The following is a 22,867-nucleotide window of genomic DNA, read 5'->3' as shown; positions in this document are numbered from 1 at the left end:
ACACACTTTTTTGGTGAATAATCATGATGCATAGGATCTGATTACCTAAATGGAATTTGCCATGATAAATCAACAGAACCGAAGGTATTAAAGATGAATATATTTATAAAATGGTTGATTTTAGCTGCATTAATTATTGCCGCTATTACGTGTTATTCGTATGGTAGCACTACTGGCTTATTTATTTTTATTATTGCGGGCTTTGTTTTTGAAATGGCGTTTATGGTATTTCCTATAAAAAAGAAATCGTCATTGTAGAAAGCTATTTAACCGTCTTGAAAAATTAATTTTTTTAGTTAGCGAGATAAGGGAATAAATAAAAAGGCTGCATTTTTTACAGCCTTTTTGGTTTAATAAACTTAATGGGTAACTCTATCGCCCCAAATGTCTTCTAGGCGGCTATCACGGCCACAGCGCCAGCGATAGGTATTATAACGAATAGGGTTATTTTTATAGTAATCTTGATGATAACTTTCTTTGCCCTTTATCGGGTAAAAGGTTTTCGCATCAAGAATAGGGGTTATCACTGTTTGCTTAGTAAACTCACTAATAACAGCTTGTTTAGATTTTTGAGCTAGCTTTCGTTGTTGCTCATTAGCTACAAAAATTGCGCTACGGTAGCTTGGGCCTTTATCACAAAACTGACCTTTGGCGTCAAAAGGATCAATGTTAACCCAGTAATGGTTTAAAATATCTTGATAGCTTAATACGTCAGTGTTGTAGGTAACCAGAACGGCTTCGTAATGGCCGCGATGATTACCATTGTAAGTAGGATTTTTAATTTCACCGCCAGTAAAACCTGAGATCACATCGGTTACACCTTCGAGTTTTTCAAAGTCACTTTCCATACACCAAAAACAGCCTCCTGCTAAAATAGCTTGTTCGGTTTTAGCGTACGTTAATGAGCTAAACAAAAGCCCCACAGAGGTTAATGCTAGCGCTAATGTGTGTTTCATAAAATTTATCACCTGTAGTTATGAATAAATACTTGTATAGTAAGACCCGCTAACTTTAAAAACTCTTTCATTACAATGTGGCTGGGGGGGTTGAACTTACTTTATATAAAACGGATGCTATGTATGAAAAGTTTAATGACGACTGATAATTTGCATGATGAATTGCTAGTCGTTCTACAAAACAACTTTGTTTCCTCAGAGTATAAACTTCCAAACGCTGATGAGTTAATACCTCATAATCAAAATGCTCAGTACCATGGGTATGCATTCACTATAAACCATAATCGAATAATTTACAGAAAAGCTAAAGTTACACCAGACAGACCAGGTGCTTTTTTAGCACTATGGAAACGCCCAGCGGATTGTAGTAATTCTAAGCCAATTCCTTTTACCAATGAGTTTGACTACTTATTAGTGGCGGTTTCAAGTGATGGATTAACCTCTAGTAACAACCAAGTAGCAAATTTACAAAGTGGTTTATTTATATTTCCGGTTGAGTTGTTAGTTAAAAAAGGCATAGTTACAGGTACGAACCGTAAGGGAAAAACCGCTTTTAGGGTGTTTCCACCTTGGAGTGAAAGTAGGGCTCTGAGTGGTTCAGGCGTATTTAGTAACGCAGCTAAAAGCACACAGCGTTGGCAATGTGATTATTTTTTACAGCAGGACCAATATGGCTTAGTTGATTTAATTAAGTTAAACAAAATTTTAGCTAATGCTGTTTAAATTTGAATTATTAAGTCACTTTACCAGCATTGTTTTATATAGGGTTATTTACTAAAGTGAGATCATACAGTCATACGAATAGTAGGTAAGATATGAACCAGTTAACCGAAAAGTCAATTAGTTGCCCTTACTGTGGCGAATCTATAGAAGTATTAATTGATGTGGCTGATATTGATGAGCAATACATAGAAGACTGCCAAGTGTGTTGCAGGCCTATTTCGTTTGTCGTATTTGAAGATAACGATGAACTTAATGTAAATGTATACAGTGAAGATGAGGCGTTTTGAATTTTTAGTGAAAGTTGGTGAACCGAACTTTTACACAAATCTAAGCTGAAAATTCAGTAACTTTAATTTTTCTTAATAATATTGGTTGTATATGTTACCAAAGTGTTTTAAATGCCATGCTAAAATTTCATTATCGTGGTTTATTCTATCTTTAATGTCGACTCGTAATAGATGTATTCGATGTGGCTCATTATATGAATTCACAAATCGTCACCGCTACTTAGGCGTATTTTTCGCGGTACCGCTAGTTTTTTTAGTTATTATGCTAGAAGGTTTTATAACTTCAGCTCTACTAAGAGTAATTTTGTTAATTTCTGTTGCTATAATAATCATGATCTTAATACCTGGACAACACCAGTTAAGTGTAAAAGATGATTTGGAAATTAAAAAAAAGGAATAGTAATTGATTAGCAAATGAGTGGTTCTAGTTTTAATGAAAACTTGGGCGATAATAGTCAGAAGGCTGTAAATACTTTCAGCCTTAAGATAACATCCAACTTGACTAGCTTTGCTGCTGTTCACGCGCTAATTGGTTAGGCAGCAACTCCTCCACAATTTCTCTCGCTGGTAAGGTGTAACGTACGCCATCAAACATAACCGATGTGAACTCATCAATATTAGTAATGCCGGTAAGGGTCCAACCTTCACCACGTTTTGGGCAGTAAACAGTAGTAGTTGGCTGTATTACTTTAAAATTGTCGCTCATAGTTTATCTTAATTAATGCTTGTGAATACGATATGGTAAGTTAATAATGACGTTCTATAAAGTGCTATTTAAAGCGCGTTTACTTTATTTGGCATAGGCATGTTTAAAACGATAAAATTACCCCGCGTTACCTTGCGTTTAATTACCCACAAACATGGCGCAGCGCTATTAACAATTTTAAATAATCCCCTCGTTTATGAGTTTAACGATTATAAAACGCCGCTAAATAAAGAGCATGTTAAGCAATTAATTCAAGATGATATATCGAGTTATTATCAAGGGGAAGGTGTTCGGCTTGCGATTGAACATAATATGTCTGGCGACTTAATTGGTACTTGTGGTTTGTATAACATTAATAACCAAACTAAAACTGCTTATTTGGGCTTTGAGCTTGATCCTTTTTATTGGCAACAAGGCTTAATGCATGAAGTACTTAAAGGTTTTGTCAGTGAGATACATCGCTCTTTAAACATTGAACATCTATACGCAGAAATTCATGGTAAAAATGTACGCTGTTATAACTTACTCACTAAGCTTGGCTTTGTATTTAACCAGCAACTTAATAACGGTGTATGGCATAAGCAATTAACTAAAATGGATGGCGCATGAGAATTAAAAAAGCGATTATTTTAAATATGTTGCTTACGGCTAGTGTATTTGGGCTTGCAATAACTGGATTTAGCTATTATCAAAATGATGTTTCAGAGTTTGTTGATGTAACCCTAGATTCGAAAGTGCTTAAAGAGTCACGAAAAGTATTTATAAGGTTACCCGATAGTTTTGACAAAAATAAAGCGTATCCACTTATTATAAAAACAGATGGTAATTTTAATCTAGCTAATTGGGATAAAGCCTTAAAAGCATTAAATCATGAAAGTACATTAAATGAGGCTATTTTAGTTGCTATACCAAATCAGTTTTTTACTGATACTAGAAATCGTGATCTTGTGCCACCTTATGCAAGGAAGGACGTTAATACAAATCCTCGACCTAAACATGAAAGTTCGCCTGAAATTTTTGGTAAAGCTGATTTGTTTTTAGCTTTTCTAGAGCAAGAGTTACTTACTTATTTAGAGGCCAACTACACATTAACTGAAAATCGAATTTTGACCGGATTTTCAGCTGGGGGCAGCTTTACTTTATACACGCTGCATACTAAACCAAAGTTATTCAATGGTTACTTTGCATTTAGCCCAGCCGCTTGGTATGACGATATGACAGTGACTAAGCGGTTTGATGCATTTTTAAAAACAAATATAAATTGTATAAAACAACCGACATTTTTATATATCACTGTCGGTGGGGCAGAGCACTCTTTAATGTTAGGTGCATACAATAATTTAGTTACTAGTTTAGCAAAACATCCAAACGACTGGCTTAAGTGGGGAAGTACAATTAATAGTAATGCTGAACATAATCAAAACCCTGCACTGAGTGTCGATAAAGCACTGTTAAATTATACGGCGTTCTTGAGCTCGCAAATTAACACGCCTTCTGATTAATTAATGACGGTGATCAATTAAATATAGTTTGCATTGATTTTTATTGCTTTACTGCTGGTGGAGCATCCACTCTAAAGAACACATCATACTTTGTTTAATTTAAAACAAGTCTTAGCAATAGGTGAATTTTTTAAAAATATAATCAGGGAGGGGGGAAATTGTTGGCGTGTATTGGGCGTTTTTTTTAACTTATATCTACGCGTTTTATTAAGTGAGTTGTGTAGGAACAGGAAAACCAAATTAAACAAAGCAACAATGTAATTGTTTAGATGTTCTAAGTTAGACATTTTAATTGCAGCTAACATCGGGTTTTCCATCAATGGTTCAGTAATACACAGACTTAAACTCCAGCTTTTTATAATTGACGTTACAACAATGCAATTTTGTTGCTCAGTTGTCTCAGCATGGCTTCTGCATTTGGTATCTCGTCGTTTAAGCCTGTGATCAGGGTCATAAAATAGCAGTCCATCATCACACTTGCTTTTGTTTCATCAAAATCTGGTTGTTCACTAAATAGCAGTTTTTTAAATTCATCCATTTGTGCTTTAAAAAAATCAGCACGCCAAATAATGTCGCTAATTAGTAATTTACTAAATTCACTGTTTTCACAATAAAAGGAATATAGAGGGTGAGCGTAGTGGCGTAATTTCAATCGAGGAGGGCGCTGAGTATCTGATTGCTTTGCTTGCTCGATAATAACTTTAATTTGTTGCTGCATACCTGCCATAAGCAGATCAATTTTATTTTCAAAATGACTAAACACAGTACCAACTGCCACATTAGCTGCAACAGCAATTTCTCTTGTCGATGTGTGGTCATAACCTTGTAGTAAGAAAAGCTCCCATGCTGAAGCTAAAACTTTATCCCGTGTTTTTTCTTTTTTACTCATAGTATTCAATGCTTTATAATTTTGTTGGATGTTGAGCTTAAATCAGCACTTGATTGATTGAGCGCGCTCAATTAAATTTATGAGCATGCTCAATTAATCAAAAGGTGATACATGGAGTTTATCAAACGTGTTATTGGTTATGTACTTTTTATTCCACTTATTTATTTTTATTCTTTTATTCTCGGCCCAATCCTAAAAGCCGTTTTAGTCCCAGGTGGGGTTACCTTTTTGTGGCTTATTTTAGGGCCACAAGAGGGAACACGTGCGTTAAAAAAAGCATTTAAGAAAAAGTAGTTAAACCTTCTGCAAGAACAATAAAAAAGCCCTGCTATTTTGCAGGGCTTTAGTCAGTTTAACTTTGCAAATTTAAACTTGAAAGCTTAACAGGCCATTAAAGAACGTATCTAAAACCAAAAGCAATACCGTCATCTTCCGATTGTTCCATTTGTGCTTGCTGCTGTTTATTATCACTTTCAAAATCACCAAAATCTTTTCGTGCTTCTAGATACAGCTGGGTGTTTTCATCAATTAAATAATGAACACCCATAACTGCAAACTGACGTTTAAAAACATCATTAGGATCGGCGTTAAAGTTTGGTTGAATTACGTAGTCATCACCTGCATCAAACAAGTTGTAGGCAATAAATGGTCTAAAGTCGTTTTCAAAACGATACGATACGAACGTTTCAATACCAATTGCATCTTCAATTAAGCGACCAATGTTATCTGTGTCGTGGTTTTCGTTTTTGTTGATATTAGCGGCTACATATAAACCTGGCGCATCAATATTGCCCCAAATAACACCTGCACCATAAATTAAATCGTCAACAGAGCGGGTTGTTCCGTCGCCATAAGTTAATTCAAACTCGCCGCGGTTAATACCCGCGGTCAGTTTTAGCTTATTAGTCACGTTATAGGTTACTGCACCGCCAAATGTATAGTTAAATTCAACTTGTTGCGCAGCAGTATCGCCTGACTCAAAATTAGCCCGGCATTGTGATTCTGTAATATCACTTACATCACAGGTATAAAAAGCGCTGTTTTTTAACTGAGTTTGCACACTAAAATCAAAATCACTGTAACTATTACGGTATTGCAATGTTTTATCGCCACGACCAGTACCATTTACAGCACCATCGTCTTTGTTGTAGGTATAGACACCTGCGGCGTTGCCATCCCAAACATAGCTGTAGTTAGTTGCATATACTACGTCAAACCACGCACCCCATTGTTTACCAATAGTAATTTGGCCGTATTTATCGTGTTTTAAACCAGCATAGCCTAACCGGTTATACAAAAATTCGTCTTGAATCGATTCAAAACGGTTGTTGTATACAATATCGCTACTGCCAACAGGGTTTACACCCCATTCAACTAAAGCCATTGCTTCCCAGCCATTCTTTAGTTGGCGTTTAAAATCAAAATTAATTCGTGAGGCACCATTAACCACTTCATTTTGACCTTGAGTATTAATTACTCGCGCATCTATATAACCGCCAATTGCGACTGTATTTTTTTCATCCTTAAATACTTCGATTGCTGAAACACTCGGTGTTGTTAAAACACCTGCAATCGCGAGCGATACTAATTTTATTTTCATTGTGTGTGCCTTGCCTAAAAAAGACGTTTTTATAATTACTAAATTCGAAGTCGTGCAGACTAGCAAAGCAATAAAAGGCTCAAAAGTGAAAAATTATCAACGATAATTAATACGAAATGCGCTGCTTGTTCACTTTAAGTTAATACTGTTTTTATTTTGTAGCCGTATAAACTGCTATTTAATTTTGGAATAAGACATTAGGCTTAAATGCAGGAGAGAAAGTGTTGAGTTTTTTTCATAGTTGCTACTATCGGCATAGGTAGAGCTAAAACTCTAATACTATAAAAAACGTTAATATAGCCGTATTAAATGTTAATAAAAGTAAAATGCGACCAAATAGCGTTTTAGCACGTTAAATTTTATTTATTAGCAATGACTGTAATTGTTTTTTTATTAAACATTTTTTTACCGCATTTACAGAATAATAGTGAACTTTACATAGCTTTTTTTACTTTAACACGGTCTACCACTGTGGCTATTCCAATCCTTATTTAGCAAAAAAATAGCCACTGTTTACTTTAGGGTATGCTATAAACTTTCATAGAAAAAAACGCTGATTTGGTTTAAACTGCGCGCAATTTAAATACTTCAGTCTCCCTTGGAGGGTAGCGCTATTATTAGTACAGCTAACATCACCATGCAATTTGGTGCTAAACCATTATTTGAAAATATCTCAGCTAAATTTGGTGAATCAAACCGCTATGGTTTAATTGGCGCCAATGGCTGTGGTAAATCAACGTTTATGAAGATTCTAAGCGGTGAACTTGAACCATCATCGGGTAATGTAAGCACAGATCCTAATGAGCGTGTTGCTAAACTAAATCAAGATCAGTTCGCTTACGAAGAATACTCTGTGATCGACACTGTAATAATGGGTCACAAAGAACTTTGGGATATAAAACAAGAACGCGATCGTATTTATAGCCTACCAGAGATGAGTGAAGAGGATGGCATGAAGGTAGCCGACCTTGAAACTGAGTTTGCTGAAATGGACGGCTATTCTGCTGAGTCTAAAGCGGGTGAGCTATTACTGGGCGTTGGTATTGCTACTGAACAACATTACGGTCCTATGTCTGAAATCGCACCAGGTTTTAAACTTCGTGTGCTATTAGCGCAAGTATTGTTTTCAGAGCCTGATATCATGTTGCTTGATGAGCCTACCAATAACTTGGACATTTACACAATTAAGTGGTTAGAAGATGTTCTAAATCAACGTGACTGTACTATGATTATCATCTCGCATGACCGTCATTTTTTAAACTCAGTATGTACGCATATGGCCGATATTGACTACGGTGAATTACGTATTTACCCGGGTAACTACGATGAATATATGTTTGCAGCGACCCAAGCTCGCGAGCGTTTATTGAGTGAAAACGCCAAAAAGAAAAGCCAAATAGCTGAACTACAACAGTTTGTATCGCGCTTTTCTGCTAATGCTTCAAAAGCAAAGCAAGCAACTTCACGTGCAAAACGTATTGATAAAATTCAATTAGATGAAGTGAAAGCTTCGTCACGTCAGTCGCCATTTATCCGTTTTGAACAAGAAAAGCAGTTATTCCGTAACGCGCTTGAAATGACTAGCTTATCGCAAGGCTTTGAAGAAACTTTATTTTCAGGTTTAGAAGGCCTAGTTGAAGTAGGTGAACGCATTGCTATTATTGGTGAGAATGGTGTCGGTAAAACAACACTACTAAACACCTTAGCAGGGCGTTTAGCGCCTAAAAGCGGTGAGTTTAAATGGTCTGAAAATGCTAATATTGGCTATTATGCGCAAGACCATGCCGATGAGTTTGAAAAAGACATGAACTTATTTGAGTGGATGGAACAATGGCAGCAAGAGGGCGATGACGAGCAAGTTGTTCGCAGCTTCTTAGGTCGTATGTTGTTTTCACAAAACGATATTAAAAAATCTGTAAAAGTTATCTCAGGTGGTGAGCAAGGTCGTATGCTGTTTGGTAAAATCATGATGCATAAACCAAATATCTTATTAATGGATGAGCCGACTAACCACATGGATATGGAATCTATAGAAGCGCTTAACTTAGCACTTGAAGCGTATGAAGGTACTTTGATGTTTGTGTCACACGACCGTCAGTTTGTATCATCAGTTGCTACCCGTATTTGGGAAATTAAAGACGGTAAAATTATCGACTTTAGAGGAAACTACAGCGAATACTTGGCGAGTAAAGAAGCATAACAGCAAGTATTTTCAGCATTTAAAAAAAGCCATGTTTAACATGGCTTTTTTATTGCCTGCTGGTCGCATTACTGCGGTATTTAAGTATATAATACCCGCCATAAAACCGGACATAAGTCCGCTATTTTTAAAATACATTACTGAGGAGTATTTATGACTGTTGGCATTATTATGGGTTCTAAATCAGATTGGCCAACCATGGAACACGCTGCGTTGATGCTAGAAAAATTTGGCATTGCTTATGAAACTAAAGTGGTTTCTGCTCACCGCACTCCTCAATTACTTGCTGATTATGCAAGTTCAGCAAGCGAGCGTGGCATTAAAGTAATTATTGCAGGCGCAGGTGGGGCGGCTCACTTACCGGGTATGGCTGCAGCGTTTACATCATTGCCAGTTTTAGGCGTTCCAGTTAAGTCAAAAGCATTAAATGGTGTTGATTCATTATTGTCTATTTGCCAGATGCCTAAGGGCGTTGCTGTAGGCACTTTGGCTATTGGTGAGCCAGGTGCAGCTAATGCTGGTTTATTGGCTGCACAAATATTAGGCTGTCAAAATCCTGAAATTTTCGCCAAAATTGAAGCGTTTCGTAAAGAGCAAACCGACACTATTCTAGCTAACCCAAATCCTGCAGAGTAATAATGACTATATTAATTTTAGGTGCTGGGCAGCTTGCGCGAATGATGAGCCTTGCTGGCGCACCGCTTAATTTAAATGTGATTGCTTATGATGTTGGCAGCCAAAAAATTGTGCACCCGCTAACCAACCAAGTGTATTCAACCACACTTGAGCAAGCTATCAATGATGCAGATGCGATTACCGCTGAGTTTGAGCATATTCCCGATGATGTATTAACGCTTTGCTGCAATAGCAATAAGTTTTATCCAGGTAAACAAGCAATAAAAACCGGTGGTGACCGTTCGCTTGAAAAAGCCTTGTTAGATAAAACCGAAGTAGCTTGTGCACCATACCAACTTATTACTGAAAAAGCGCATCTTGAACAAGCAGCTAAAATATTAGGTAAGCCGTTAGTTATAAAAACCTGCCAAGCTGGGTATGACGGCAAAGGCCAATGGCGTTTAAAATCTGATGATGAAATAGACACTATTTGGGCTGAAATGGCTGACTTTATTGCCTCAGGTACAGAGCATGCACCTCATTCAATTATTGCTGAGAAAATGATCCCGTTTGATCGTGAAGTCTCTATTATTGGCGCGCGCGACAAAGAGGGTAACGTTGCAATTTATCCACTTACTGAAAACCAACATACCAATGGTGTATTAACGCTTTCACTAGCCGGTAAAGATAATAGCTTAGTAGAGAGCCAAGCAACCTCAGCATTTACCCGTATTGCAAATGAGCTTAATTATGTAGGTGTATTGGCCATAGAGTTTTTTGATGTACAGGGTACGTTATTAGTTAACGAAATAGCTCCTCGAGTGCATAACTCAGGACACTGGACACAGCAAGGTGCTCACTGCTCGCAATTTGAAAACCATATGCGTGCTGTTGCAGGGTTACCTTTGGGTAATACGCAAATTAAGCAACCTACTGCTATGATCAATGTATTAGGCCAAGCACATATCCCTGCTGATGTTTTAAAAACGGCGGATGTAACCAGTCACTGGTATGGTAAAGGCGTTAAGCCCGGTCGTAAAATGGGGCATATTAATGTTTCGGGTGAGAGTTTACAGCAATTAGGTAACCGCCTAGCTGAACTTACATCATGCTTGCCAGAGCAGGATTACCCAGGCGTATTAGCTACTAGCAAATCGCTATTATAAGTTAAAAAATCAAGCGGTAAGTTGAATTCAATTTATCGCTTTACCTTCTAAAGGTTTCTTTTCAATGATCCACCCAAAGTTTCGTACTATTGTGTTCGCTTTTTTTATGGCACTTTTCATGTCAGGCTTTATGTCGTTTGTTATTTCAATTTTTAATGTAGGAATGGTCGAAAATATTGTAGCTATATGGCTTAAAGCCTGGTTATTTGCCTTTTGCATTGCTTTTCCTACAGTTATATTTGTTGCTCCCGTCGTACATAAACTGACAAATAAACTTATTCGGCCTTAAAGTGATGATTATCACTAAATTGCATAAGCCAATATTTATACTCTTACTCGCTTTGTGTATGACTCCTTTTTTAGGTGCTGGAAGTGCATTGGTTTTAGGCGCTATATTTGCTATTACCTTAGGCAACCCGTTTAGTGAGCTTTCTCAACAGGCCAGTAAAGTGATGCTTAAGCTTGCCGTTGTGGGCTTAGGCTTTGCTGTTGATTTTAATGAAGTAATTGAGGTAGGACGCAGCTCTTTAGTATTAACAATTGTTAGTATTACTGCCATAATCGGGTTTGGAGAGATTTTAACCCAAGTTTTTAAGCTTAATCGTAATACAGGCGTGCTAATTTCATTTGGTACCGCTATTTGCGGTGGCAGCGCCATTGCCGCTATGGCACCGGTTATAAAAGCTAAAGATCACGAAGTCGCTGTTGCCTTAGGGATTGTATTTTTACTTAATGGCGTGGGATTATTATTATTTCCCGCAATTGGGCATTATTTTGAGTTAACCCAACAGCAATTTGGTTTGTGGGCCGCATTAGCCATTCACGATACTAGCAGCGTAGTAGGGGCATCGGCTACTTATGGTGCTGTGGCACTGAGTATTGCCACTACGGTGAAATTGACCCGTGCGATGTGGATTATTCCTTATACAGCGGTTGCGGGAGTGTTTATGCGCTCTGATGAAAAGGCAAGTATTCCTTTATTTATTGTGGGCTTTTTATTAGCCGCATTAATAAATACTTATATGCCGTCGTTTTCATCCACATGGGAACTTATTAATAGTGCAGCTAAGCAATTATTAGTGGTTACACTGTTTTTAATTGGCAGTGGTTTGTCACTATCGGTTCTTAAGCAAGCAGGTATAAAGCCATTTTTGATGGCAATTACTTTGTGGGTTATAGTCAGCAGCACAATTTTATTATTAATTATAGATGGATTCATATAATGAAACGTAATCTTAGTATTACAGCAATCAGTAGTGTGTTATTTGCTGTTTTTTCTAGCAGCCCTGTATTGGCTGAATCGCTACGCGTAGCAACCTTTAATGTCAGTATGGATGCCACTAATTACACCGCTAAAAATGAACAAGTAAAAAGTGATGCACTGGTAAATGCACTGCGTTCAAACCACCAGCAAATTAAAAATATTGCTGAAATAATCCAGCGCGTCCGCCCAGATGTAGTACTACTCAATGAGTTTGACTACATTCCAAAAGAGCAAGGTATTGAGTATTTTAAAAGCCACTACTTAAATGTAGGGCAAAATAATCAAGCAGCAATTGATTACCCATACGTTTACATTGCCCCCGTTAATACCGGCTTAGCAACTGAGTTTGACTTAGACAATAACGGCAAAAAAACTGGGGTAATGGGTGATGCACAGGGCTTTGGTTTTTTTGAAGGCCATTACGCAATGGCGTTTTTATCTCGCTACCCGATTGATTTTGACAACATCAGAACATTACAAACCTTCAAGCACAAAGATTTACCTAATGTAAAAATGCCAGTTGACCCAAAAACCAATACCAATTGGTATAACGATGAAGAGTGGAATGCTTTACGTTTAAGCTCTAAATCTTTTTGGGATATACCCGTAAAAGTAAACGATAAAGTAGTCCATATGTTAGCGTCGCATCCAACACCGCCTGTGTTTGATGGCGATGAAGACAGAAATGGCATTCGTAACCATGATGAAATTAGGCTTATTGCCGATTACGTTAATAACGAAAGTTACCTTTATGATGATAATGGTAAAAAGGGTGGGCTTGCAGCAAAATCGCGATTTGTGATTTTAGGTGATCTAAATGCCGCACCTGAAGGTGATAAAAAGCGTACTAATACTACTGACCAAATACTTAAAAGCCCATTGATTAACGCCGGTTTTATTCCAACCAGTGAGGGCGCAAAAGAGCAATACCCGCAAGCTTATGCTAAAAACTATACCGCTAATTGGCAAGCACGCGTTGATTACGTACTCCCTTCAAATTATGGCTTAACCATAAAAGATGGTGGAGTTTTTTGGCCGAAAAAACAAAGCGAATTATATCGTTTAATTAAAGATAGAAATGCATCAAGCGACCACCGATTAGTCTGGCTTGATTTAACGGTTGAATAAACGGGTTACTCACCCCGATATCAGCGTTGTTTATCTTAAATAATTGCAATTATAAAGGTGCTTCTGCTTAAATATGGTTAATTATAATAACCGTCAAGAAGCACTATGATTTTTAAATTCTCATCTTCTAAAACACTTGTTGCAATCGCTGTTGCATCAAGTGTTATGTTAGCGGGTTGTACAGCAACCGCTACAACTTCTACTGACTCATCTATTCAAACAAATACCACCGTTGCTAGTGTTGTTAACACGCCCGCAGATTTGGGCGATTCAAAAATTACCCTTGAACAAGCGATGGCTCACCCTGATTGGATTGGACGCCAACCGCAAAGCGCATTTTGGAGTGCAGATTCAAGTACCATTATTTATGCGCGTAAGCAGCAAGGTAGTGAGCTAAGAGATTTATTCACTCAAGCTGTAAACTCACAAACAGCAGAGCAAGTGGCACTAGAAAAATTACACCGTGTTGGTTCAAGTAAAGCTGTTTTTTCTAACGATAAATCACTTCAAGCTTATGTGTTTGAGGGTAACGTATTTATCAAAAACGTAAAGTCAGGCGTAATTAAACAAATTACGCAAAGCTCTGCTACTGAGTCAAAACCACAGTTTTTAAACGATGGTAACTTAGCGTATCGTCAGGGTAATATCTTTTTCAAAGTGGATTTAACCACAGGTTTAACCCGCGAAATAGCCAATTTAAAACTCGCTGACAAACCACAAGGCGTAAAAGAACCATCAACTTATATTGCCAAAGAGCAACATAAGCTTATTGATTACATTGCACTGCAGCACAAAAATAAACAAGATAAGCATGAGCGTAAAGAGCAAGTAAAAGCTAATAACAGCTCAATTGCTAACACTCATTATTATTTAGGCGATGGCAACACGGTTGATGAAGCAGAGCTTTCTCCAAATGGCGATGCGTTAATTGTAGTCGTACAAGAAAAAAGCTCATGGCGTGGTGAAGGCGATATTATGCCTAATTACATCACTGATGATGCGACGATAGAGCCTAAAAAAGTTCGCCGCCGCGTAGCTGATTCTAAAGAGCAAACTTCTGAGCTTGTTTATATTAACCTTGCAGATCAAAGCCAAACCACATTAGGGTTCAATACTTTACCTGGTTTTGATGAAGATGTACTTGCTGAGGTTAAAAAAGAAAACTTCGCCCGTGAAGGTAAAACCTATAAATCTAAAAAACAACCTCGTGGTATAAACGTTATTTCAGATTGGGGTTGGAATCAATCACCCATCAGCTGGAACGATGATGGTAGCCAAGTAGCGATTATGCTTGAAGCATGGGATAACAAAGATCGTTGGTTAGCCACTGTAGATTTTGAAAATAACAAACTTGTGTCTCAACATCGTTTACATGACGATGCGTGGATTGCTTATGCCTTTAACGACTTTGGTTGGTTAAATAATTCCACTACCTTGTATTACTTATCAGAAGAGTCGGGCTATAGTCAACTTTATAAAAAGCCACTTGATGGTAAAGCCACTGCGCTTACCATGGGTAAATTTGAAGTATCTAATTTAACCCTTACTGATGACAATAGCGCTATTTACTATAAAGCGAATATTGAGCATCCAGGCCTTTACGAAATATACCGCGTTAATCTACAAACAGGTGATAGCGAGCAAGTAACAGACTTAAACGGCATGACGGATTACACCTTAAGCCCTGATCAGTCTAAGTTATTATTAAGACACTCTAAAATCACTATACCCACTGAGCTTTATGTGGCTGAGGCTAAAGCAAACACAACCGCAACTCGTTTAACTAACACGGTATCTGACGCGTTCTTAGCTAAAAAACTCACGGCGCCTAAAATTGTTGCTGTGCCTTCAAGCCATACAGATCAGCCAATATACGCCAAAGTTTATTACCCGGCTGATTACCAAGAAGGTGAAACAGGTAAAAACCGTAAAGCGGTTATTTTTAACCACGGTGCCGGTTACCTGCAAAATTCACACATGGGTTGGTCTGGTTACTTTCGCGAATTTATGTTTCATTCATTACTTGCCGATGAAGGTTACGTAGTGATGGATATGGATTACCGTGCTTCTAAAGGTTATGGCCGTGATTGGCGTACTGCTATTTACCGTCAAATGGGAACACCTGAAACACAAGATTTAGCTGACGGCGTAAAATGGATGGCTGAAAATGCCAACGTTGATACCCAAGCGGTAGGTACTTATGGTGGCTCATACGGTGGATTTATGACCTTTATGGCGTTATTTACCGCGCCAGATTTGTTTCAATCAGGAGCGGCGCTTCGCCCTGTGACTGATTGGGCACATTACAACACAGGCTATACCGCTAACATTTTGAATCACCCAGATGTTGACCCAATAGCTTATGAGCGTAGTTCACCTATTTACTATGCTGAAGGGCTTAAAAAGCATTTATTAATTAATGCGCCTATGGTTGATGATAATGTGTTCTTTCAAGATTCAGTGCGTTTAGTGCAGCGTTTAATAGAACTTGAGAAAGAAAACTTTGAAACAGCAATCTTCCCAGTAGAGCCGCATGGTTTTGTGCAGCCTTCGAGCTGGTTAGACGAATACCGTCGTATTTATAAGTTGTTTAAAGAAACACTATAAATAGCGGTAAATTAGTAAAAAACGCCACAATGTGGCGTTTTTTTATTCTTTATTTTTGCTGATTAATTTAATAATTAAAGGAACGCCCAACAATGCGCCGCCAATCGCGCCAATTAAATGAGCATCAACGGCCACCGTTGAGTTGATCAATGCGCCTATATCAGCACTAGGGCCATTTATTTGCTCTGCAATTAATTTTACCCAAACACCAATAAACAACACATAACCTGATTTAAGTCCAACAGTGACATCTTTTATGGCTCCCCAAATGATCACGCCATGCAATAGGGCACTAAGCCCTGTGTAAATTGTAATTGCGGGACAAAACCAAAAAACACCTAAGCCACACCACATAGCCAATGTGGCAATATTAAAACTATATCTGCTTGGCGAAGTATACTCACCATGCAATAACCAAATAAGCGCTATACCGGCACAATTCAGCCCTAAGTGCACCCAATTGGCGTGTACAAATTGGCTGGTAAACAAACGCCACAGTTGGCCTTGTTCAATCAGTTGACGATTAAATTCAAGTTCGTTGTTTATCCCCAGCCATGCTAAGAACGTACTTAATACGATTAAACATAAGGGAGGGAAAACATAGCGCGGCTGAAGAGGTAAATTAAGCATTTAGCGATCATTTTTATATTTATTTTTGCATATTGTGCCTGTTTAACTTTAAGATGCCAATTATCTTCCATGCAATTTAAGTTTATTAAGTGATTATGAATTTTAAGCTCAACTGTTTATTCGCACTGACTCTAAGTGCCTTGTCTTTTCCTTTGTTTGCACAAAACGCTAGCACAATTGAAACACGTGAACCTGAAGCGGCCACAGGTGTTGTACATAAGAAATTAGTGGCTGGCGATAAGTACATGGTAGCCGCCGCTAACCCGTATGCTTCACAAGCTGGTAAAGCCATTTTAGCGCAAGGCGGCAGTGCGGTTGATGCCGCTATTGCCACCCAATTAGTACTTACATTAGTTGAGCCGCAATCATCAGGTATTGGCGGTGGTACCTTTATGATGTATTACAATAAAGCGAATAATAAACTCACCAGCTTTGATGGCCGTGAAACCGCGCCGAGTAATGCCGATGAAAACCTGTTTTTAAATAAACACGGCAACGCAGTAAAATGGATTGAAGCGGTTGTAGGTGGACGCTCTGTAGGCGTACCCGGTATTTTACATGCATTTGCCAGCGCCCATAAACAGTACGGTTCTTTACCTTGGGCTAGCTTATTTGAACCTGCGATTAAACTTGCTGAACAAGGGTTTGAAGTATCGCCTCGGTTACATGGTTTACTGGTTAGACAATTAAACCCAGGCGTAATGAGTATGCCGGTGATTAATGAGTATTTTTTTCCTAATGGCAAAGTAATTGAAGTCGGCAGTATTAAAAAAAATCAGCCATTAGCTAATTTATATAAAGACATTGCTTCAAAAGGGATAGATGCGTTTTATAAAGGCGATAATGCCAAAGCTATGGTAAAAGCAGTACAGCAGTCAAAAATTGCGCCTGGTAAATTATCTGAGCAAGATCTTGCTAATTACAGCAGTAAAGAGCGTGCACCCGTTTGTATAAAATATCGAGTGTATAATGTGTGCTCGATGGCGCCGCCTAGTAGTGGCGGTATCTCAGTACTACAAATTTTAGGCTTGCTTGAACACAAAAACATGGCAAATATTAAAGCCAATAGCGCCGAGGCAATTCATTACTTTAGCCAAGCGTCACGTATTGCGTTTGCCGATCGTAATAAATATATTGGCGATCCTGACTTTACCCAAGTACCTACTCAAGAATTATTAAATAAAGACTATATTGCCACCCGCGCGAAATTAATTACTGAAAAAGATCAAAAAGCATTGCCAGGTAACCCTGTTGATCACTTAAGCTATGCAAACGATGATTCTTTTGAGCTGCCCTCTACCTCGCATGTATCAATTGTGGATAGCAAAGGAAACGCTGTTTCAATGACCAGCTCTATTGAAATGGCGTTTGGCTCAACAGTGATGGTTAATGGTTATATTTTAAATAATCAGCTGACTGATTTTTCACTTTCGCCACGTAAAAATGGCAAATTGGTGGCTAACAGGGTCGAAGCACATAAACGTCCGCGCAGCTCAATGTCTCCGGTGATGGTTTTTAACCAAGATGGCAGTTTACGTTTAGTAGTGGGTTCTCCTGGTGGGAGTCGTATTATTGATTATGTAGCGCAAGTTGTTATTGGCGTTTTAGATTGGGATTTAAATGCACAACAGGCCATTAATTTACCGCGTACAACTAATCGTAATGATTATACTAGCCTTGAAAAAGGTACTGAACTTGAAGCGCTTGTACCTAAGCTTAAAAAGCGCGGCCATGATGTGCGTGTCATTGACTTAAACTCAGGGCTGCATGCGGTAGAAGTTAAAAACAACCGCTTGTATGGCGCCGCCGATCCGCGCAGAGAAGGGATGGCGTTATCTGATTTAAGTAATAATAAAGCCTCATTTAAATTTTAAAACATGTATAATAAACAGCAGGTTTGCTGCCTGCTGTTTTAAATATAACAGATTAATAGTTAATAACTATTTGATTGAAAATAGCATGTTAACTAACGTAAAAAATTAGCAAATCTAAAAATAGCCGTCAGTGTTGTTACCATTAAAAAAGAAATCGTTTGTTTAATGTGCGTTTAATTTTTAAATCCACAATCGGCAGCTAACATATTCACCAAATATGAGTGGCTTTATACTAAAGTAGCGCTTGTATTTGAACATTTTCAATGGTCTGACAAGCTTAAATGTCATTGCAATTTAGCCTTTAACAATGATAATGGCAGATCATTATTTAAGATTCAGTAAAGCTTGGAAATATGACTACAAATACCGATCCTAATTATCTTTATATTCCTTATTCTGGCCCAGGCCTAATTGAAACCCCATTATTGAATAAAGGAAGTGCTTTTAGCCAAAAAGAACGTGAAAACTTTAATCTTGCAGGTTTACTTCCTCCTCGTTACGAAACAATAGAAGAACAAGTTGAGCGTTGTTACCAACAATACTCAAGTTTTAATGACAATTTAAATAAGCACATTTATTTACGCGCTATTCAAGACAATAACGAAACGCTTTACTATCGTTTAGTGCGTGATCATATTGAAGAAATGATGCCTATTATTTACACCCCAACTGTGGGTGATGCCTGTGAAAAATTTTCTGATATTTACCGCAGTGCACGTGGTTTGTTTATTTCCTATGAAGATCGTTTCCAAATCGACGATATTTTACGTAATGCCACTAAAGGTAAAGTTAAAGTTATCGTGGTTACCGATGGCGAACGTATTTTAGGTTTAGGTGACCAAGGTATTGGCGGTATGGGTATTCCAATTGGTAAGCTCTCTTTATATACCGCCTGTGGTGGTATTAGCCCAGCGTATACATTACCGGTTATGCTTGATGTAGGCACGAATAACGAAAAACTATTAAACGACCCAATGTACATGGGTGCACGCCATAAGCGTATTGCGCAAGATGAGTACGATGAGTTTTTAGATTTATTCATTAAAGCGGTTAAGCGTCGTTGGCCAAGCGTGTTACTGCAATTTGAAGACTTTGCACAACCAAATGCTATGCCATTATTAAAGCGTTACCGTAATGAAATTTGTAGCTTTAATGATGACATTCAAGGTACTGCATCGGTTACTGTGGGGTCTTTATTAGCAGCGTGTCGTGTTAAAGGCGCTAAACTTTCGACTCAAAAAGTTGTGTTTGTAGGCGCAGGATCTGCAGGCTGTGGTATTGCTGAACAAATTGTTAGCACTATGGTGGCCGAAGGTATCAGTGAAGCACAAGCTCGCAGCCAAGTATTTATGGTTGACCGTTTTGGTTTATTAACTGATGGCATGGAAGGCTTACGCGACTTCCAACAAATGTTAGCGCAACCAACGAGCTGCCTAGCCGATTGGACTTACAGCGGCGAATACGCGTCATTATTAGATGTAATGCACTGTGCAGAACCAGATATTTTAATTGGTGTATCAGGTCAACCGGGCTTATTCACTGAGCAAGTTATTCGCGCTATGCACGCAAACTGTGAAGCACCTATTATTTTCCCGTTAAGTAATCCATCTAAACAGGTAGAAGCTTACCCAAAAGATGTTATTAAATGGACTGATGGTAAAGCGATTGTAGCTACAGGTAGCCCATTTGAGCCTGTTGTTTATAACGGCGTTACTTACCCAATTCCTCAATGTAATAACAGCTACATTTTCCCAGGTATTGGCTTAGGTGTAATTGCTGCTAAAGCAACGCGTATTACCGATGCGATGCTAATAATGTCGAGTGAAATGTTGGCAGAGTCATCACCATTAGCTAATACGGGCAAAGGTAGCTTATTACCTGCGCTAACAGAAATTGAAACACTAAGTAAACGTATTGCATTTGCAGTCGCTAAAAAAGCAATTGAAGAGGGCGTTGCGCTTGAGATTTCAGATGATGCTCTGTGGGCAGCCATCGACAGAAACTACTGGTTACCAAAGTATCGTAACTACAAGCGTTGCAGCATTTAATGCTTCATTACTAAAAAACAGGCTTTTGCCTGTTTTTTTATGCTTGTTCATCTGCAATTAACCACATAAGGTGTTAACTAAGGCAATCAATTTAAAAGGATAGAACTATGAAAACACTTTCGATTTTAACGGCTGCTTTGCTAAGCACGTCAGCCTATGCAACTAATGCCCCTGAAGAGCCTCATATCTATGTAAAAGGTGAAGCATCGGTAACGACTATGCCAGATCATGTTTTATTAACAGTGGGTATTACGGAAATAGATAAAAACTTAATTGCCGCAAAAAAACAAACTGATACGACTATGGCCAGTGCAATTAGTTTAGTAAAAAAACTAGGCGTAGCTGATGCAGATATTAATGCTGGTCAAATCTCAATCTATCGTGATAATCAATATAACCGCGAAACAGGTAAGCAAGAGTTTACCGGGTTTAAAGTATCCAGAACGCTTACAATTAAACTCTCAGCGATTAATAAATACCCTGAGCTTTTACAAAGTTTAGTTAATAACGGTATTAATGAAATTAGACAAACGCAGTTTTTAGCGAGCAACTATGATGAGCTGCACAAAAAAGCACAAAAATTAGCTATTAAACAAGCTAAAGCAGCGGCAAAAGAGTTAAGTGCTGATTTTGATGTTGAATTGAAAGGCTTATATAGTGCGTCTTTAAGTCCGCTTGATATGCCATCAGTACCTTACATGCGCAGTGAAAAAGTAATGATGGCTGATGGTGCACCGAGTAACTATGTACCCGATGCATATCATGCTGGTGAAATTACAATAAGCGCATCAAGTTACGCAATTTATTATATTGATTAAGCGCTTATAGATGGGTGGCGCTCAAATCGTGCCACCAACTGCTTTCCTTGTGATTCACTAATACGCACAATGGCATACAGCATATTACTAATCTCTTGACGATCGTATTCGTTAACTATGTGCTGATTAATATCATCAACAATGGCATTTAAATAATTAAACACACTGTTTCGTGCATCCACATTCTCATTAGCAATAAATAAAATATTTTTAAATGCTTCAATAACGTTAGTCATTACATAGGCATCGGCTTTTGCATAATTGCGTAAAGGGGTGAAGTTATCATGAAGCAGTTCATCAAAACTGGTTTCATGAAAGTACAACAATGGTTGCTCATCTTTTTGATAGCATGAATAATTTATTGCATTAATCTTTAGTCGTTCTATTAATAATATACTGAGCATATCAATAGATTTAACGGCAGTACCCGGATCGTTTATTCCTGGGCTCATAGCTTTTACGGCAATTTCTGATATTTGTGTTAACCCATAGCGGTAATGGTCGCTAATGTATTCTTCTATATAAAAAATAAAACAATCTAAAATTTTCTCAATTAACTCTTCGTTCTCAGATATGTCCTTATTACACTTTAAAAACGGGTAACCTTTAACTGTAAAATAACCTTGCTTAACCGTAATAAACAGCTCAATATTTTCATCTGCTAGTAGGGCACATAATTTATTAGAATGAACCCCTTTGTAGTAACCCTCGGTTGTACTGTTTATTGAATGCCAGTTTGAAAACTCGGGAAAGTTATCAACGGGGTTTTCGTCTTGCATATTGATAATGTCTTGAATTTCTTTTTTTGTTTGCCTAAACAAGCCATTTAATACGTTATCTACTTGTATTGCTTTTGAAATAGAATGAATAAAAAATACAAATAATCCTAAAGATATTAACCCAAAAACAAGCGCAAACAATACGCCAAGTGAGGGAATCGCGGTATTACCATTATCGAGTTTGTTGATATTTATCAGCATTATTATTGAATAAATAATACTACCCAAATAAAACCCTAATACCATTTGGTGTGATTTACGGGTAATGAGCCCAGGAACAACTCGGGGGGATAAGCTAGCACTGGCTGAATTTAATACCACCATCACCATAGAAAAACTAAATACGGTTAACGAAATAATGCTGCCAGCGAGGGTGCTTAAAATGGTACGTGCGTTTTCTGCGCTATCAACTAATATAAATGAAATTAGTGATTTAAGTTTTCCGATGGGGGCTAAGTACTCGACTGACATTGTCAGTACGGCAAAAAATAAAAAAGCAACAGATAATAATGAGGGATAAAACCCAATACTGTTAATTATTTCGCGGTAGCTATTGGTTATTTTTGTTCTTAAATACATATTATCCTTACTTATTACGATACCAATCTATAAATCACTCTAGCATATTTGATACTAAAGTAAGTGATTTTACAGCTTAAGTTATGTGTTATTATTGCTTAAAAATTAAATGGAAAAATACTGTGATTATATCGAGTTATGCGGCTTTACTGGCACTATATTATATTTACCTGAGTATTAATGTTGTAAAAATACGCAAGTCTGAAGGCATTTCACTTGGTAATGGGAGTCATCCTGAGCTTGAACGTGCAACTCGAGCTCATGGGAATTTTATTGAGTATGTACCAATTAGCCTAATTTTACTCTTCTTATTAGAGTATCAAGGCTTAGCAAGTCATTATATGCATGCACTTGGCGGTTTGCTATTTATAAGCCGTGCACTTCATGGCTCAGCTATTAGTACTAACAATCTAAAAGCACGTGTATTAAGTATGATGATGACTTTTGCTATTCTTTTTGTAAGTTCCTTAATTTTATTGTTAAGTCGATAAATAAA

General features: G+C 37.8%; 23 protein-coding genes. 17 read left to right on the top strand and 6 right to left on the bottom strand.

The window, feature by feature from the left end:
• Positions 1-93 precede the first annotated feature (93 nt).
• A complete protein-coding gene (locus FHG08_RS11640) occupies positions 94-258 on the top strand; it encodes a hypothetical protein (protein ID WP_171039595.1) in 165 nt (54 codons plus the stop codon).
• A 101-nt stretch (positions 259-359) separates the two neighbouring features.
• Here the strand turns inward: FHG08_RS11640 and msrA are convergent, their stop codons facing one another.
• A complete protein-coding gene (msrA, locus tag FHG08_RS11635) occupies positions 360-956 on the bottom strand; it encodes a peptide-methionine (S)-S-oxide reductase MsrA (RefSeq protein WP_178956094.1) in 597 nt (198 codons plus the stop codon).
• Between the two features lie 123 nt (positions 957-1,079).
• On the opposite strand from msrA, the gene FHG08_RS11630 reads away from it, so the two are divergent.
• Both FHG08_RS11630 and FHG08_RS11625 read left to right on the top strand, forming a co-directional pair.
• Positions 1,080-1,679 (top strand): MepB family protein, encoded by a 600-nt coding sequence (locus tag FHG08_RS11630; RefSeq protein ID WP_178956093.1) that lies wholly within the window; start codon positions 1,080-1,082, stop codon positions 1,677-1,679.
• 92 nt (positions 1,680-1,771) lie between these two features.
• The gene (locus FHG08_RS11625) at positions 1,772-1,966 is read left to right on the top strand and encodes a CPXCG motif-containing cysteine-rich protein (RefSeq protein WP_054200950.1); all 195 of its coding nucleotides are present in this window, start codon (positions 1,772-1,774) and stop codon (positions 1,964-1,966) included.
• 502 nt (positions 1,967-2,468) lie between these two features.
• Here the strand turns inward: FHG08_RS11625 and FHG08_RS11620 are convergent.
• Entirely contained in the window at positions 2,469-2,672 is a 204-nt protein-coding gene (locus FHG08_RS11620) for a hypothetical protein (protein ID WP_010390026.1), read from the bottom strand.
• A gap of 99 nt (positions 2,673-2,771) precedes the next feature.
• Here FHG08_RS11620 and FHG08_RS11615 point away from each other — a divergent pair, with 99 nt between their 5' ends.
• Entirely contained in the window at positions 2,772-3,281 is a 510-nt protein-coding gene (locus FHG08_RS11615) for a GNAT family N-acetyltransferase (RefSeq protein ID WP_054200947.1), read from the top strand.
• On the top strand, positions 3,278-4,174 hold the full coding sequence (locus FHG08_RS11610) for an alpha/beta hydrolase (RefSeq protein WP_138594951.1): 897 nt from the start codon (positions 3,278-3,280) through the stop codon (positions 4,172-4,174). Before FHG08_RS11615 ends, FHG08_RS11610 begins: the two co-directional genes overlap by 4 nt.
• A 367-nt stretch (positions 4,175-4,541) precedes the next feature.
• On the opposite strand, the gene FHG08_RS11605 is transcribed toward FHG08_RS11610, so the two are convergent.
• Positions 4,542-5,063 (bottom strand): TetR/AcrR family transcriptional regulator, encoded by a 522-nt coding sequence (locus FHG08_RS11605; protein WP_178956092.1) that lies wholly within the window; start codon positions 5,061-5,063, stop codon positions 4,542-4,544.
• Between the two features lie 111 nt (positions 5,064-5,174).
• Between FHG08_RS11605 and FHG08_RS11600 the strand changes: the two genes are divergently transcribed.
• Complete coding sequence (locus FHG08_RS11600) at positions 5,175-5,357, top strand: hypothetical protein (protein ID WP_138606183.1); 183 nt, start codon at positions 5,175-5,177, stop codon at positions 5,355-5,357.
• A gap of 97 nt (positions 5,358-5,454) precedes the next feature.
• Here FHG08_RS11600 and FHG08_RS11595 read toward each other — a convergent pair whose 3' ends face one another.
• On the bottom strand, positions 5,455-6,663 hold the full coding sequence (locus tag FHG08_RS11595) for a porin (protein WP_138607340.1): 1,209 nt from the start codon (positions 6,661-6,663) through the stop codon (positions 5,455-5,457).
• Positions 6,664-7,276: 613 nt separating this feature from the next.
• On the opposite strand from FHG08_RS11595, the gene FHG08_RS11590 reads away from it, so the two are divergent.
• The 7 genes from FHG08_RS11590 (at position 7,277) to FHG08_RS11560 (ending at position 15,643) form a co-directional block, all read left to right on the top strand.
• Complete coding sequence (locus FHG08_RS11590; RefSeq protein WP_138607347.1) at positions 7,277-8,863, top strand: ABC-F family ATPase; 1,587 nt, start codon at positions 7,277-7,279, stop codon at positions 8,861-8,863.
• A 153-nt stretch (positions 8,864-9,016) separates the two neighbouring features.
• Positions 9,017-9,499: a 5-(carboxyamino)imidazole ribonucleotide mutase gene (purE, locus tag FHG08_RS11585; protein ID WP_008114610.1), complete on the top strand. Its 483-nt coding sequence runs from the start codon at positions 9,017-9,019 to the stop codon at positions 9,497-9,499.
• A 2-nt stretch (positions 9,500-9,501) separates the two neighbouring features.
• Entirely contained in the window at positions 9,502-10,644 is a 1,143-nt protein-coding gene (locus tag FHG08_RS11580; RefSeq protein WP_178956091.1) for a 5-(carboxyamino)imidazole ribonucleotide synthase, read from the top strand.
• Between the two features lie 64 nt (positions 10,645-10,708).
• Positions 10,709-10,933 carry a DUF2798 domain-containing protein gene (locus tag FHG08_RS11575; RefSeq protein WP_075169227.1) on the top strand — a complete coding sequence of 75 codons (225 nt, stop codon included), beginning with the start codon at positions 10,709-10,711 and terminating at the stop codon, positions 10,931-10,933.
• Positions 10,934-10,937: 4 nt separating this feature from the next.
• Entirely contained in the window at positions 10,938-11,867 is a 930-nt protein-coding gene (locus tag FHG08_RS11570) for a YeiH family protein (RefSeq protein WP_138607334.1), read from the top strand.
• A complete protein-coding gene (locus tag FHG08_RS11565) occupies positions 11,867-13,036 on the top strand; it encodes an endonuclease/exonuclease/phosphatase family protein (protein ID WP_178956090.1) in 1,170 nt (389 codons plus the stop codon). The genes FHG08_RS11570 and FHG08_RS11565 overlap by 1 nt, the downstream gene beginning before the upstream one ends.
• 105 nt (positions 13,037-13,141) lie before the next feature.
• A complete protein-coding gene (locus FHG08_RS11560; protein WP_178956089.1) occupies positions 13,142-15,643 on the top strand; it encodes a prolyl oligopeptidase family serine peptidase in 2,502 nt (833 codons plus the stop codon).
• A 42-nt stretch (positions 15,644-15,685) separates the two neighbouring features.
• On the opposite strand, the gene rrtA is transcribed toward FHG08_RS11560, so the two are convergent.
• The gene (rrtA, locus tag FHG08_RS11555; protein WP_178956088.1) at positions 15,686-16,273 is read right to left on the bottom strand and encodes a rhombosortase; all 588 of its coding nucleotides are present in this window, start codon (positions 16,271-16,273) and stop codon (positions 15,686-15,688) included.
• 95 nt (positions 16,274-16,368) lie between these two features.
• Here rrtA and ggt point away from each other — a divergent pair, with 95 nt between their 5' ends.
• From ggt to FHG08_RS11540, 3 genes are all read left to right on the top strand, one after another.
• Complete coding sequence (gene ggt, locus FHG08_RS11550) at positions 16,369-18,147, top strand: gamma-glutamyltransferase (protein ID WP_178956087.1); 1,779 nt, start codon at positions 16,369-16,371, stop codon at positions 18,145-18,147.
• Between the two features lie 353 nt (positions 18,148-18,500).
• Positions 18,501-20,195: an NAD-dependent malic enzyme gene (locus tag FHG08_RS11545; protein WP_178956086.1), complete on the top strand. Its 1,695-nt coding sequence runs from the start codon at positions 18,501-18,503 to the stop codon at positions 20,193-20,195.
• A 107-nt stretch (positions 20,196-20,302) separates the two neighbouring features.
• Positions 20,303-21,013: an SIMPL domain-containing protein gene (locus FHG08_RS11540; protein WP_138607324.1), complete on the top strand. Its 711-nt coding sequence runs from the start codon at positions 20,303-20,305 to the stop codon at positions 21,011-21,013.
• On the opposite strand, the gene FHG08_RS11535 is transcribed toward FHG08_RS11540, so the two are convergent.
• Positions 21,010-22,371, bottom strand: a complete 1,362-nt coding sequence (locus FHG08_RS11535) for a DUF2254 domain-containing protein (RefSeq protein WP_178956085.1) — start codon at positions 22,369-22,371, stop codon at positions 21,010-21,012. The genes FHG08_RS11540 and FHG08_RS11535 overlap by 4 nt on opposite strands.
• Positions 22,372-22,493: 122 nt before the next feature.
• Between FHG08_RS11535 and FHG08_RS11530 the strand changes: the two genes are divergently transcribed.
• Positions 22,494-22,862: an MAPEG family protein gene (locus FHG08_RS11530; RefSeq protein ID WP_138607320.1), complete on the top strand. Its 369-nt coding sequence runs from the start codon at positions 22,494-22,496 to the stop codon at positions 22,860-22,862.
• Positions 22,863-22,867: the final 5 nt, after the last annotated feature.

Source organism: Pseudoalteromonas sp. Scap03, assembly GCF_013393115.1.
Lineage (GTDB): Bacteria > Pseudomonadota > Gammaproteobacteria > Enterobacterales > Alteromonadaceae > Pseudoalteromonas.
Note: the sequence above shows the minus strand (reverse complement) of the source record. Positions and strands in the feature narration are given on the sequence as shown.